Annotated in this window: 11 protein-coding genes and 1 pseudogene; 4 read left to right on the top strand and 8 right to left on the bottom strand. The window is 71.7% G+C overall.

All coding sequences use genetic code 11. The annotated features are described in order from the left end of the window. Nucleotide 1 precedes the first annotated feature (1 nt). Complete coding sequence (locus N912_RS66215; RefSeq protein ID WP_425415386.1) at nt 2–487, bottom strand: DinB family protein; 486 nt, start codon at nt 485–487, stop codon at nt 2–4. Further along, a pseudogene (locus tag N912_RS66210) lies at nt 476–1,081 on the bottom strand (class I SAM-dependent methyltransferase); the annotation flags it as partial. The gene N912_RS66215 and the pseudogene N912_RS66210, both read right to left, overlap by 12 nt. Nucleotides 1,082–1,129: 48 nt before the next feature. Here N912_RS66210 and N912_RS0143725 point away from each other — a divergent pair. Beyond that, nucleotides 1,130–1,753: a helix-turn-helix domain-containing protein gene (locus N912_RS0143725; RefSeq protein ID WP_051581627.1), complete on the top strand. Its 624-nt coding sequence runs from the start codon at nt 1,130–1,132 to the stop codon at nt 1,751–1,753. Here the strand turns inward: N912_RS0143725 and N912_RS0143720 are convergent. From N912_RS0143720 to N912_RS58385, 4 genes are read right to left on the bottom strand one after another with little or no spacing between them, the layout of a single operon-like run. Continuing rightward, the gene (locus tag N912_RS0143720; protein WP_028927420.1) at nt 1,750–2,139 is read right to left on the bottom strand and encodes a nuclear transport factor 2 family protein; all 390 of its coding nucleotides are present in this window, start codon (nt 2,137–2,139) and stop codon (nt 1,750–1,752) included. The two genes, N912_RS0143725 and N912_RS0143720, sit on opposite strands and share 4 nt — an antisense overlap. Further along, nucleotides 2,136–3,080 (bottom strand): 2Fe-2S iron-sulfur cluster-binding protein, encoded by a 945-nt coding sequence (locus N912_RS0143715; protein WP_028927419.1) that lies wholly within the window; start codon nt 3,078–3,080, stop codon nt 2,136–2,138. Before N912_RS0143715 ends, N912_RS0143720 begins: the two co-directional genes overlap by 4 nt. Further along, a complete protein-coding gene (locus N912_RS0143710; protein WP_028927418.1) occupies nt 3,077–4,909 on the bottom strand; it encodes an NAD(P)H-dependent oxidoreductase subunit E in 1,833 nt (610 codons plus the stop codon). Before N912_RS0143710 ends, N912_RS0143715 begins: the two co-directional genes overlap by 4 nt. Before the next feature lie 9 nt (nt 4,910–4,918). After that, complete coding sequence (locus N912_RS58385; protein ID WP_245645892.1) at nt 4,919–6,847, bottom strand: molybdopterin oxidoreductase family protein; 1,929 nt, start codon at nt 6,845–6,847, stop codon at nt 4,919–4,921. 181 nt (nt 6,848–7,028) lie between these two features. On the opposite strand from N912_RS58385, the gene N912_RS58380 reads away from it, so the two are divergent. Then, the gene (locus N912_RS58380) at nt 7,029–7,748 is read left to right on the top strand and encodes a GntR family transcriptional regulator (protein WP_051581626.1); all 720 of its coding nucleotides are present in this window, start codon (nt 7,029–7,031) and stop codon (nt 7,746–7,748) included. Nucleotides 7,749–7,753: 5 nt separating this feature from the next. Here N912_RS58380 and N912_RS0143695 read toward each other — a convergent pair whose 3' ends face one another. Together N912_RS0143695 and N912_RS0143690 are read right to left on the bottom strand one after the other, a co-directional pair. Then, on the bottom strand, nt 7,754–9,097 hold the full coding sequence (locus N912_RS0143695; protein ID WP_028927417.1) for an MFS transporter: 1,344 nt from the start codon (nt 9,095–9,097) through the stop codon (nt 7,754–7,756). 205 nt (nt 9,098–9,302) lie between these two features. Next, on the bottom strand, nt 9,303–10,283 hold the full coding sequence (locus N912_RS0143690) for a 2-dehydropantoate 2-reductase (protein ID WP_028927416.1): 981 nt from the start codon (nt 10,281–10,283) through the stop codon (nt 9,303–9,305). A gap of 249 nt (nt 10,284–10,532) precedes the next feature. Here N912_RS0143690 and N912_RS0143685 point away from each other — a divergent pair, with 249 nt between their 5' ends. Then, nucleotides 10,533–12,236 carry a thiamine pyrophosphate-binding protein gene (locus N912_RS0143685; RefSeq protein ID WP_051581625.1) on the top strand — a complete coding sequence of 568 codons (1,704 nt, stop codon included), beginning with the start codon at nt 10,533–10,535 and terminating at the stop codon, nt 12,234–12,236. Between the two features lie 12 nt (nt 12,237–12,248). Beyond that, complete coding sequence (frc, locus tag N912_RS0143680; protein ID WP_028927414.1) at nt 12,249–13,481, top strand: formyl-CoA transferase; 1,233 nt, start codon at nt 12,249–12,251, stop codon at nt 13,479–13,481. Nucleotides 13,482–13,483 lie beyond the last annotated feature (2 nt).

Here is a 13,483-nt window from a genome sequence, read left to right as displayed (position 1 = left end):
GTCAGCGTCCGGTTGCGCCGTCGATCAGCTCGCGGAGGATGTCCGCGTGGCCGGCGTGGCGGCCGGTTTCCTCGATCATGTGGGTGAGCGCCCAGCGGACGCTGGGACCGGGGCGCTCAGGCACTGGCGCGCCGGGGTCGGTGCAGTTGTCGAGGACCTCGTTGGCGCGTTCGACAGTCGTTCGGTAGCGCTCGACGACGTCGGCCACGCTGTCGTCCGGCGCGGCGTGGAACGTCGCTTGCCAGTTCGTGACCTTGCCCCCGAGGAAGGTCGAGCGCTCGACGAACGTGAGGTGGTTGAGCAGGCCGAGCAGGTTCGTGCCGGACGGCACTCCGGCCGTTCGAACAGCCGGTTCGGGGGCGCCGTCGACCTTCGCGGCGATCGAGGTCCGCAGGTAGTCGAGGAATCCGCGCAGGGTCTCGAGCTCGCTGTTGCCGGTCCGGGGCGGCGGGGTGTCACGGCGGCGGGTGCGGCGGGTGCGGCGGATGAGCAGGACGTGGTCGGTGACCTCGGCGGTGTGTCCGCCCGGTCCGGTCGCGACCCGGCGGGGTGCGTCGGCCCGCTCGACCGTCCACCTCGCCGGGTCCAGGTCGAGGCCCTCGGCGACCTCCGTCGGGCTGGGGTAGCGGACGTCGGGGTCCTGGTTCCATGACCAGGGCGCCGTCGAGCCGTGGTCCACCACGAGCAGCAGCCCGCCAGGGCGCAGCGCGTGCGCGGCCGCGCGCAGGACCGTCGCCCTGCCCGGGGCGGGCGGCAGGTAGTGGGCGCTGACCAGGTCGAACCGGCCCTTGGGGAAACGGCCGAGCCGCTGGGCGTCGATCCGCTCGGCCAGGCCGTGTGAGCGGGCAAGGCCGGCGAGCCGCTCGACCGCCACGGCCGAGATGTCGACGGCGGTGACCCGCCATCCCTGGCGGGCCAGCCACAGCGCGTCGCCGCCGTCGCCGCATCCGATGTCCAGAGCCTCGCCGGGCGGCAGGTCCGTGACGGCCTCGGTCAGGCGGACGTTCGGCCGGGGGTCCGTGGCGGCCGGCCGGGCGGCGTAGACGCCGTCCCAGAACGTGGCCGCATCGGTGCTGCTCATCGAGCCTCCTCGGGTCGGGATGCGGCCAGTCTCGCCAGGCTCGGCGCGATGTGGCACGGATTCTTGCCGTTCCGGCAAGATGGCCTCGTGAGTGGTGAGACGGAGGACGTGCTCGACGCGGTGGGACCTCGGTTGCGTGCGCTGCGCCGCGAGCGGGGGCTCACCCTCGCCGACCTCTCGGCGACCACGGGAGTGTCGGAGAGCACGCTGTCCCGGCTGGAGAGCGGGCAGCGCCGGGCGACCCTGGAGCTGCTGCTGCCGCTGTCCCGTACCTACGACGTCCCGCTGGACGACCTCGTCGGCGCCCCGCGCACCGGCGACCCGCGCATCCACCTCAAGCCGATCCACCGCTTCGGGATGACCTTCATCCCGCTGTCCCGGCGCCCGGGCGGCACCCAGGCGTTCAAGATGATCATTCCCGCCCGTCCGGAACCCCTCGAACCGAGCCCGAGGACCCACGACGGCTTCGAATGGCTGTACGTGCTCAACGGACGCCTGCGGCTGGTGCTCGGCGAGCGCGACATGACGCTACCGGCCGGTGAGGCCGCCGAGTTCGACACGTCGGTACCGCACTGGCTGGGCAGCGCGGACGGCGGCGCGGTCGAGCTGCTCATCCTGTTCGGCCTGAACGGCGTGCGCGCGCACGTGCGCCCCGGCACGGACGCGACCTAGTCGGCGATCGGCGTCTCGTGCAGGTAGCGCCAGCGCAGGCCGTTGCGGGCCTTCTCGTCGAGCTGGAGCAGCACGGTGACCCGGCGTGAGGACGTGTGGCCGTGCGCCACGTGCGTCTCCAGGAACCGGGCCAGCACCGCGTCGCCCAGCTCGGCCACCACCGTCACCTCGCTGATCAGGATGTGCAGCCCGGGTGTGGCGTTGCGGGCGCCGGCGAGGCCGTCGAGCAGCGCGGCGCGGCTCAGCGCCTGGCCGTCGGTGGTGACCATGGAGAAGTCGTCGGTGTGCGCGTCGCGCAGCTCGTCGAGCACCTCGGGACCGGCGGCCGAGCCCAGCCAGGCGGCGAGCAGCCGATGCTGCTCGACGACCTCCGCCTCGACGTTCATTCCGACGGTGGCAAATTCTGAACGTGCTGGAACCCGAAGCGGCCCTTGATGCACAGGTGGCCGTGGGTGACGCTGTGGTCGCTGGGGGAGGTCACGTTGACGATCGTGTTGTGCTGGACGTGCAGCTCCAGGTTGCAGCCCACGCCGCAGAACGAGCAGATCGTGGTGGTGACCGTCTCGTTCTCCTCGTCCCACTTGCCGGCCTCGCGCAGCTCGTGCTCGGCGACCGACTTGAGCGCCCCGGTCGGGCACACGCCGATGCAGTTGCCGCAGTACACACAGGCCGAGTCGGGCAGCTCGGTGTTGTACTCGGTGGCGATCCGGGTGTCGAACCCGCGCCCGGCCGCCGAGATGGCGAACGTGTACTGCGCGTCCGTACCACAGGCCTTCACGCACTTGTAGCACATGATGCACCGACCGTAGTCGCGCACGTACAGGTCGTTGTCCTCCTTGACCGGCTGCGCGACCGTCTCGGCGGTGGACCCGTCCGGGGCGTGGTGGTGGCCGGGGTGTCGGGTGTCCCGCTCGCCCTCGGCGGCCGGGGGTGCGGGCGGTCCGTAGCGCGTGGCGTCCACCCCGTATTTGGTCATCCAGCGGTGCACGTCCGGGTCGGTCTGAGACAGGTCCACCGAGCTGGCCAGCAGCTCCAGCACCATCTTGCGGCTGTGCTGGACCTTCTCCGAGTCGGTGTGCACCTCCATGCCGTCCTCCACCGCCCGGGCGCAGGACGGCACCAGCACCCGGGAGCCGGTCACCTCGACCATGCACACCCGGCAGGCGTTGACCGGGGTCAGGTTCGGCGCCCAGCACAGCGTCGGGGTGTCCGTGCCCTGCGCGCGCAGCGCGTCCAGGATCGTGGAGCCCTCCGGCACCCGCACCTCCACCCCGTCCAGGGTGAGCGTCACCATCCGCCGGATCGTGCCCAGCATCACCGCCGTCATGAGCCCGGCCTCCCGTTCAGCAGCTCCAGGCTGATCGCCGACTGCACCGCCGCCGGCGCGGTCTGCCCGAGCCCGCAGATCGAGGCGTCCCGCATCACCCTGGCCAGGTCGTCCAGCAACGCCAACTCCTGTTCCCGGGACCCGATCTCGGTCCCGCGCGCCAACCGGGCCAGCGCCTCCTCCTGCCGCACGGTGCCCACCCGGCACGGTACGCACTGCCCGCACGACTCGTCGCGGAAGAACGCCGCGATGCGCCGCAGGATGTCCGGCAGGTTCGCCTCGGTGTCCAGCGCGAAGATCACCCCGGAGCCGAGGGATGCGCCAATCTCCCTGGTGCCCTCCAAGGTCAACGGCACGTCGAGCTGGTCCGGCATGACGAACCCGCCGGCCGCGCCGCCGAGCAGGATGGTGCGCAGCTCGCCGGTGGTGCCGCCGGCCAGGTCCAGCACCTGGCGCAGGGTGGCGCCGAACGGCACCTCGTACACCCCGGGCCTGGCCACCGCGCCGGAGACGCAGAACAGCTTGGGTCCGGTGGAGCGGCCGCCGCCGATGGACGCGAACGCCGGGCCGCCGACCTCCAGCACCTGCAGGACGTTGTACAGCGTCTCCACGTTGTTGATCACCGTGGGCTTGCCGAACAGGCCGGACACCGACGGGAACGGCGGCTTGTTGCGCGGCTCGCCCCGGTAGCCCTCGATGGAGTTGAGCAGGGCGGTCTCCTCGCCGCAGATGTACGCCCCGGCGCCCCGGCGCAGCTCGATGTCGAAGGAGAACCCCTCGCCCATCACGTCCTCGCCGAGGTAGCCGCGCAGCCGGGCCTGCTCGATGGCGTTCTCCAGGCGGCGGGTGGCCAGCGGGTACTCGCCCCGGATGTAGAGGTAGCCGCGCTCGCAGCCGGCCGCGTAGCCGGCGATCGTCATGGCCTCGACCAGCGCGAACGGGTCGTTCTCCAGCAGCACCCGGTCCTTGAACGTGCCGGGCTCGGACTCGTCGGCGTTGCACACCAGGTAGTGCGGGCGCTCCGGCGCGCGGGCCACACCGTCCCACTTGACGCCGGTGGGGAAGGCGGCGCCGCCCCGGCCGGTCAGCGAGGAGTCGGACACCTCGGTGATCACCCGGCTCGGGCCGAGGTCCACCGCTCGGCGCAGCGCGGAGTAGCCGCCGTGCGCGCGGTAGTCGTCCAGGCTCTCCGGGTCGACCAGCCCGACCCGGCGCAGCAGCCGCAGCCCTTCGGCCCGGGGGGATCCCGTCTGCGGAACGCTGACCGAGGTGTCGTCGAAGTCGGCGTCCGAGGCGGCGCGGTCACCGGTCGCGGCGGCCAGCGCCTGCTCGACCGAGGCCGGGGCGATCGAGTAGTCCGGCTCGCCGGTGCGCTGCAGCAGCACCGCCGGCGCCCGCTCGCACAGCCCCAGGCACGGGCTGCGCACCCAGCACACGTCCTCGCCCTGACCCTCCGCGCCGATCTCGGCGGTCAGCGCGGCGGCCATCGCCTCGCCGCCGCGGGCACCGCACGCGATGTCGTCGCAGACGTGCACCACCTTCGGCGCCCGCGGCTCGGTGCTGAACATCGCGTAGAAGGTGGCCACCCCGTAGGCGTCGGCCGGGGGTACGGACAGCCGCAGCGACACGTGGTTCAGCGCGCCGGGACTGATCCAGCCGATGTCCTCCTGCACGGCGTGCAGCGCGGGCAGCAGCAGGTGCCGCCGGCTCCGCGCGGCGTGCCCGGCGTCGGCGAAGTGCTCGTCGTGGCCCTCGGAGGGGCCGACGACGCGGTCCACCGCCTCCCGCTCGGCGGCGGTGGCACGGGCCTGGGTGAGCCGTAGGTCCAACGGGACTCCTTACCGTCCGGCGACCGGGAGGGTGGCCGGGGCCAGCTTCTCGATCCTGATGGCTGTCGCCTTGAACTCGGAGGTGCCCGACTTCGGGTCCCAGGCGTCGTTGGTGATCACGTTCGTGTCCACCTGCTCGGAGAAGTGCGGCGTGATCGACGCCAGCCCTGGCCGCAGCGCCGGGTCGAAGCTCACCGGCGCCCGCACCGACCCGCGCCGGGACACCACCAGCACGACCTCGCCCTCCTCGACGCCCAGCTTGGCCGCGTCGGAGGCGTCGATGCGCAGCGCCTCGCGCCGGCGCAGGGGAGAGGCGTAGCCGCCGGTCTGCACCCCGGAGTTGTAGTTGTCCAGGTTGCGCACGGTGGTCAGCCGGATCGGGAAGTCCTCGGACAGCGCGTCCACCGGCGGCACGTGCTCCACCGCGGTGAACGGCGCCGGGGTACCCCGGTCGGCCGGGTCGTCGGCCCACAGCCGGGCGTGCATCAGCGGCGTGCCCGGGTGGCCCTCGGACGGGCAGGGCCACTGCAGCCCGCCCTCGGCCTCCAGCCGGGCGTAGCTCATGCCGTGGTGCCAGTTCAGCGACAGCGAGCGCAGCTCGTCCCACACCTGCTCGGCCGTGGGCAGCCCCCAGTCGTGGCCCATCCGGTTCGCGATCTCGCAGATGATGTGCGTGTCCGGCCTGGCCATCCCCGGCGGGTCGATGGCCTTGCGCACCCGCTGCACCCGCCGCTCGCTGTTCGTGACGGTGCCCTCGTACTCGCACCAGTCGGCCGCCGAGGGCAGCACCACGTCGGCCAGCTCGGCGGTGGCCGTCCGGAAGATGTCCTGCACCACCAGGTGGTCCAGGCCCTCCAGCAGGTGCCGGGCGTGCGTCGCGTTCGCCTCGGACTCGGCCGGGTTCTCCCCGATGCAGTAGAGCGCGCGCAGCTCCTTGCGCTCCATGGCCTCGAACATCTGGGACAGGTGCCAGCCGGGCTTCGGTGAGATGCTCGCGCCCCAGGTCCGCTCGAAGCGGGCCCGCGCCTCGTCGTCGCCCAGGTCGTAGCCGCCGGGCAGCTTGGCCGGGATCGCTCCCATGTCGCCGCCGCCCTGCACGTTGTTCTGCCCGCGCAACGGGCACAGCCCGGAGCCGTAGCGGCCCACGTGCCCGGTCAGCAGCGCCAGGTTGATCAGGGCGAACACGTAGTCGGCCGCGTTGTGGTGCTCGGTGATGCCCAGCGTCCAGCACAGCTGCGCGCGGTCGGCGCGGGCGTAGGCGTGCGCCAGCTCGCGGATCATCGCGGCCGGCACCTTGGTCAGCTCCTCGGCACGTTCCAGGGTGTAGGGCTCCACGGTGCGCCGGTAGTCCTCGAAGCCGGTGGTTGCCCGCTCGATGAACGCCCGGTTGTGCAGCCCGGCCGCGATGATCTCCCGGCCGATCGCGTTGGCCAGCGCGATGTCGGTGCCCACGTCCAGGCCCAGCCAGCCGTCCGCCCACTGTGCCGTGCTGGTGCGCCTGGGGTCCACGTTGTACATCCGGGCGCCGTTGCGCAGGCCCTGCAGGACGTGGTGGAAGAAGATCGGGTGGGTCTCGCGCGCGTTCGAGCCCCACAGCACGATGAGGTCGGCGCGCTCGGCCTCTTCGTAGGAGGAGGTGCCGCCACCGGCACCGAAGACTGTCGTCAGACCGACGACGCTAGGAGCGTGTCAAGTGCGGTTGCAGCTGTCGACGTTGTTGCTGCCCATCACCGCCCTGGCGAACTTCTCGGCCGCGTAGTTCATCTCGTTGGTGGCCTTCGAGCAGCTGAACATGCCGAACGCGGACGGCCCCGCCGCCCTGGCCCGCTCGAACCCGTCGGCCGCCCGGCGCAGCGCCTCGTCCCAGGACGCGGGCCGCAGCTCGCCCCCGTCGCGGACCAGCGGCTCGGTCAGCCGTACGTGGCGTGGCTTGCGCATCGCCATCTCCCTCGAAAGACACACTGTGGGCGGAAAGAAGCTTACCGACGAAACGGGGGCTCTCTCCAGCTCGGTGTCTACAGTATGCACTCGCCGTTGAACGCTGGCCACTCCGGCGCGCTTGGCGGCACATCGTATGCTGTAGCCATCCAATACTGATCGACATCTCCTCGGAGCCACGATGCCGCCGCCCGAGACACCGCCCGACAAGCTGGGTCGCCAGATCGCGCGGCCGGTCCCGCTGCGGCAGAGCGTCTACGAGGCGATCCTGGAGATGATCGTCAACCGCACCCTGGGCCCCGGCCAGCACCTGGTGGAGAACGAGCTGGCGGTGATGCTGGGCGTGTCCCGCCAGCCGGTCCGCGAGGCGCTGCAGTGGCTGAAGAACGACGGGTGGGTGGACCTGCGGCCGGCGCACGGGGCGTTCGTGCACGCGCCGACCGCCGAGGAGGCCGACCAGCTGCTGGCGGTGCGCACGCTGCTGGAGGCCGAGTCGGCCCGGGTGGCCGCGCTGCACGCCGGCGAGGCGGACCTGGCCACCCTGCGTGAGCTGTGCCAGCGCGGGCTCGCGGCGGTGGAGTCCGACGACGTGGACGGCATGGTGAGCGCGAACGCCGAGTTCCACGCGGCGGTGGCCCTGGCTTCCGGGAACAAGGTGCTGGTGGAGCTGGCCGGCCAGGTGGACCGCCGGGTCCGCTGGTACTACAACCCGGTCGCCCGCACCCGAGGTGGCCAGTCCTGGGTTGAGCACGCCGACCTGGTCGACGCGATCGCCGCCCGCGATGCCGACCGCGCGGCCGACATCATGCGCGCGCACACCGAGCACACCCGCCAGAGCTACCTCGCCCAGGCGTCCGAACCGTCCACCGGAGACCTCGCCGCGGGCCGCCGCGCCCACTGATCGTCTTAGGCGGCGGGTGATCCCGCCGGTAGGGTGTTCGGGAGACCGGGGCGGTGTAGGGCGGAGGTGGCCGCCGCGCTCGCCAGGGCTACGGCGGCGGCGATCACGAAGACGACGGTGAAACCCCAGGCCATGACGGCCATCGCGGCCAGGCCGACGCCGATCACCCCGCCGAGCGCCTTCGCACTGTAGACCACCGCGTGCACCTCCAGGGCGCGGCGGTCGCCGAAGTAGTCGCGGGCCAGGCTGGCGAACAGCGGGTAGAAGCCACCCCCGCCCAGGCCGGCGAGCACGGCGGCCACCACCAGCGGGCCGCCCGAGCTGGTTCCGGCCGCGAGCGCGAGCGCCAGCTGCGCCACCGCCTGTAGTAGGAGTACGAGCTTGAGCGTCCGCCCGCGCCCGATCCGGTCGGAGATGCGCACCGCGACCGCCCTGCTGGCGCCGTTGACGCCCACCAGCAGTCCGGCGGCCAGCGCGATGAACCCGACGGTGGTACCGGTCGAAAGCCCGAACACGACCAGGAACGCCGCGTCGAACAGCGACACCGCCCCGGCCGCGAGCAGGATCAGGTACATCACCGCGAGGGCGGCGGTGTGCAGGGCCTTCGGCGGGGTGTATTGCCGGATCGCCGGCGGGTTGGCGCGCCGGCCGGGCGCGTGGGCCAGCGCCCACTGGCCGGGGTCGAGCCACTCCGGCCACCAGCCTTGCGGCGGGTCGCGGAAGAACAGCCCGAACCCGCCGACGATGAGCACCATGAGCACGGCGGTCACGGTCAGGGCGTGCTCCAGGTTCGTGCCGTCCAGCCGGACCACCGCCGCGAGCGCGAACGGCACGGTGCCGTAGGCGAACGCCCCGGTCACGACGCTGACCTGGCTGGCGACCCGCTCCGGGTGCCACTTCGCCACCGTCGAGCTGCACGCCGCGTACACCAGCCCGGCGCCCACGCCGCCGAGCACCGAGTACCCGAGCAGCGCGCCGAGCAGGCCGGGCGACCGCGCCAGCGCCAGCACCCCGGCCGCGCAGAGTACCGCCCCGGACAGCATCACGGTGCGCAGCCCGATCCAGCCTCGTTCGCGCAGAAACGCCACCGGAAACCCCACCCCGGCCTGGCACACCGTCCACGCCGCGAGCAGCCAGAACACCGTGACCAGCGACCACCCGTTGCGCTCCATCAACGCCGGCGCGGCCGCCCCATACCCGTACTGCAGCACGCCCACCGCGGCCATCGGCGGCCAGGCCAGCCAGGTCGCCGACTCCCGCCCGGCGATGTCGCTCCGGGTGTTCCGCAGCAGGTACCGCCGCCCGTAGCAGTCGTGCACCACCCGACCACCGTGCTCACCCCTGGCCATCGCCGCCCCCTTCCATACTGTATGGAAACGTCCTTCAGTCTGCCCCTGAGTGACCTGGAGCACAAGAGGGAGTCCATACTGTATGCACTAACGCGCGAGGGTCACGCATACATGCGTCTTTGCCCGGCGATCTGTCGTATCCGCTGGTCAGAGGCCGTGAGTGGCTAGGGGCGCTATAGCGCCCCTAGCCACTCACGGGTCCTGGTCAGGCGTTTTGCGGGCCGAGTTGTCGGTTGAGCAGGTCGGCGATGGCGGCGACGGTGCGCAGGGTGGGGGCCTCGGCGCCGGTGAGGTCGGCCAGTTCGACCACGGCGGTCAGCAGCACGTCCAGTTCCATGGGGCGGCCGCGTTCCAGGTCCTGGAGCGTGGAGGTCTTGTGCTCGCCGGCGCGTTCGGCTCCGGCCAGGCGGCGTTCGATGGAGATCTCCGGGCGGCAGCCGAGGCGGGCGGCGACGTCCAGGGTCTCGGCCATCATGGTGGCCACCAGCGCGCGGGTGCCGTCGTGGCGGCAGATTCCGGCCATGGTGGCCCGGCACAGCGCGCTGATCGGGTTGAACGAGATGTTGCCCATCAGCTTGATCCAGATGTCGGCCCGCAGGTCGGGCTCGACCGGGCACTTCAGCCCGCCCGCAACCATCGCGTCGGCGAACTCCGTACACCGCCCCGACACCCGCCCGTCCGGCTCGCCGATGGACAGCCGGGTGCCCTCCAGGTGGCGCACCACGCCGGGCGACTCGATCTCGGTCGCGGCGTAGACCACGCAGCCGACCGCCCGGTGCAGCGGCAGCGCGGACGTGACGGCCCCGCCCGGGTCCACGCTCTCGATCCGGTAGTCCCGGTAGGGACCGGGCAGCCCGTGGAAGTACCACCACGGGATGCCGTTCTGCGCGGCGATGATCGTCGTCCTGGCGTGCAGCAACGGCCGGACCAGCTCCCCGGCGGCGGCGTACGCGTGCGCCTTGAGCCCGAGGAAGACGTGGTCCACCGGGCCGACCTCGCGCGGGTCGTCGGTGGCGTACGGGCGGGCGGAGAAGTCCCCGCGCGGGCTGAGCACGCGCACCCCGTCGCGGCGCAGCGCGGCCAGGTGCGGGCCCCGGGCGATCAGGTGTACCTCGGCGCCGGCGCGGCACAGGCTGGCGCCCACGTAGGCACCGATGGCCCCGGCTCCCAGAACGGCAATCTTCACGTCGTGCTCCCGTCGTGTGATCGGCGGCGGCGCGTCGAGTCTCGTGCGGGGGTAGAGCAACGCCCGCGTGCTGTGGCAGAGTATGCAGTATGCAGTATCCGATGGTCGAACGGAACCGGTCGCCGGAAGCGAGCTAGCGAGCGGGTCTGGACATCGGGAGATCAATGGAGTACGAAAACGACATACGGTATGCAGTATGGCGAGCCCGCCCGTTCGGCCCGCGTGCGACCACGAGGAGATGAAGACCGGATGACCCAGACACTTCCCGAGAGCGCCGCGCCGAGCGATGCAGCGACCGGCGATCCCGAGCGGATCTCGGGCGGTCACCTGGTCGCGAAGGCGCTCAAGGCGGAAGGCATCGACACGATCTTCACGCTCTGCGGCGGCCACATCATCGACATCTACGACGGCTGCGTGGACGAGGGCATCTCGGTCATCGACGTGCGCCACGAGCAGGTCGCCGCGCACGCCGCCGACGGCTACGCCCGGGTCACCGGCACCCCTGGCTGCGCGGTGGTCACCGCCGGCCCCGGCACCAGCGACGCGGTCACCGGCGTGGCCAACGCGCTGCGCGCGGAGAGCCCGATGCTGCTGATCGGCGGCCAGGGCGCGCTGAGCCAGCACAAGATGGGCTCGCTACAGGACCTGCCGCACGTGGACATGATGGCGCCGATCACCAAGTTCGCCGCCACCGTGCCCAGCACCGCCCGGGTGGCCGACCTGGTGTCCATGGCCTTCCGGGAGTGCTTCCACGGCGCGCCAGGCCCGTCGTTCCTGGAGATCCCGCGCGACATCCTGGACGCCAAGGTGCCGCTGGAGCAGGCCCGCATCCCGCACGCCGGCCAGTACCGCGCCTCCCGCCGCTCGCTCGGCGACCCGGCCGACGTCGACCGCCTGGCCGCGCTACTCGACGGCGCCGAGAAGCCCTGCATCCTGCTCGGCAACCAGGTCTGGAGCTGCCGGGCCACCGCCGAGGCCGTCGACTTCGTCCGCTCCCTGAACGTGCCGGCGTTCATGAACGGCGCCGGCCGGGGCACCCTGCCGCCCGGCGACCCGCTGCACTTCCAGCTCGCCCGTCGGCACGCCTTCGCCGAGGCCGACCTGATCATCATCGTGGGCACCCCGTTCGACTTCCGGATGGGGTACGGGCGGCGGCTCTCGCCCGCGGCCAAGGTCGTCCAGATCGACCTGGACTACCGCACGGTCGGCAAGAACCGGGACATCGACCTGGGCATCGTCGGCGACCCCGGCACCGTGCTGGGCGCCGTCGCGCGGACGGCGGCGAAGCGCGTCCGCAAGACCTGGATCGAGGAGCTGCGCGCGGTGGAGACGGCGGCCTACGAGAAGCGGCTGCCCCGCCAGCACTCCGACGCCTCCCCGATCGACCCGTACCGGCTGGTGCACGAGATCAACGAGTTCCTCACCGAGGACTCCATCTACATCGGCGACGGCGGCGACATCGTCACCTTCTCCGGCCAGGTCGTCCAGCCCAAGTCGCCCGGTCACTGGATGGACCCGGGGCCGCTGGGCACCCTCGGCGTGGGCGTGCCGTTCGCGATGGCCGCCAAGCACGCCCGCCCGGACAAGGAGATCGTCTGCCTGTTCGGCGACGGCGCGTTCAGCCTCACCGGCTGGGACTTCGAGACGATGGTCCGCTTCGACCTGCCGTTCGTCGGCATCGTCGGCAACAACTCCTCGATGAACCAGATCCGCTACGGCCAGATCCAGAAGTACGGCGAGGCCCGAGGCCGCGTCGGCAACACGCTCGGGCACGTGCCGTACGACAAGTTCGCCCAGATCCTCGGCGGCCACGGCGAGGAGGTCCGCGACCCGGCCGACATCGGCCCGGCGCTGCGCCGCGCCAGGGAGTCCGGCAAGCCATCACTGATCAACGTCTGGGTGGACCCGGACGTCTACGCGCCCGGAACCATGAACCAGACGATGTACAAGTAAGGGACCCCAGCCATGACACAACGTGCCTTGGAAGGAGTCCGCGTTCTGGACATGACCCATGTCCAGTCCGGACCTTCGTGTACGCAGATTCTCGCCTGGCTCGGCGCGGACGTGCTGAAGCTCGAGGCCCCGACCGGCGACATCACCCGCAAGCAGCTCCGGGACCTGCCGGACGTCGACAGCCTCTACTTCACGATGCTGAACTGCAACAAGCGCAGCATCACGCTCAACATGAAGAGCGAGCGCGGCAAGGAGCTGTTCACCGAGCTGGTTACGAAGTCCGACGTGCTGGTGGAGAACTTCGGCCCCGGCGCGGTGGATCGGATGGGGTTCTCCTGGGAGCGGCTGCAGGAGATCAACCCCCGGCTGGTGTACGCCTCCATCAAGGGCTTCGGGGACGGGCCGTACACCCACTTCAAGGCCTACGAGGTGGTGGCCCAGGCGATGGGCGGCTCGATGTCCACCACCGGGTTCGAGGACGGCCCGCCGCTGGCCACCGGCGCGCAGATCGGCGACTCCGGCACCGGCATCCACACAGTCGCCGGCATCCTGGCCGCGCTGCTGCAACGGGGCAGCACCGGCCGGGGCCAGCGGGTCACGGTGGCCATGCAGCACGCCGTGCTCAACCTGTGCCGGGTCAAGCTGCGTGACCAGCAGCGGCTCACCCACGGCCCGCTCAACGAGTACCCGAACGAGGAGTTCGGCGACGCGGTGCCGCGCTCCGGGAACGCCTCCGGCGGCGGCCAGCCGGGCTGGGCCGTGCGCTGCAGCCCCGGCGGGCCGAACGACTACATCTACGTGATCGTCCAGCCGCAGGGCTGGGCGCCGATCGCCGAGCTGATCGGCCGCCCCGAGCTGGCCACCGACCCGGAGTGGGCCACCCCGGAGGCGCGGCTGTCCAAGTTGGACAAGATGTTCCAGCTCATCGAGGAGTGGTCCATCCGGCACGGCAAGTGGGACGTGCTGGCCACGCTGAACGAGCACAACATCCCGTGCGGCCCGATCCTGTCCACCAAGGAGATCATCGAGGACGCCTCGCTGGTGGACAACGAGATGGTCGTCGACGTCGAGCACCCCCAGCGCGGCACCTTCCGCACCGTCGGCTGCCCGATCAAGCTCTCCGACTCGCCGGTGAACGTCCAGACCTCACCGCTGCTCGGACAACACAACGAGGACGTCTTCCTCGGCGAGCTCGGGCTGGACCGGGCCGAGCTCGCCGGGCTCCGCAAGGATGGAGTGGTCTGAAC

This window comes from Actinospineispora acaciae DSM 45401 (genome assembly GCF_000620785.1).
In the GTDB taxonomy this organism is placed as follows: Bacteria; Actinomycetota; Actinomycetes; order Mycobacteriales; family Pseudonocardiaceae; genus Pseudonocardia; species Pseudonocardia acaciae.
The sequence above is the reverse complement of the archived record's forward strand: the minus strand, read 5'-3'. Positions and strand labels throughout refer to the sequence as shown.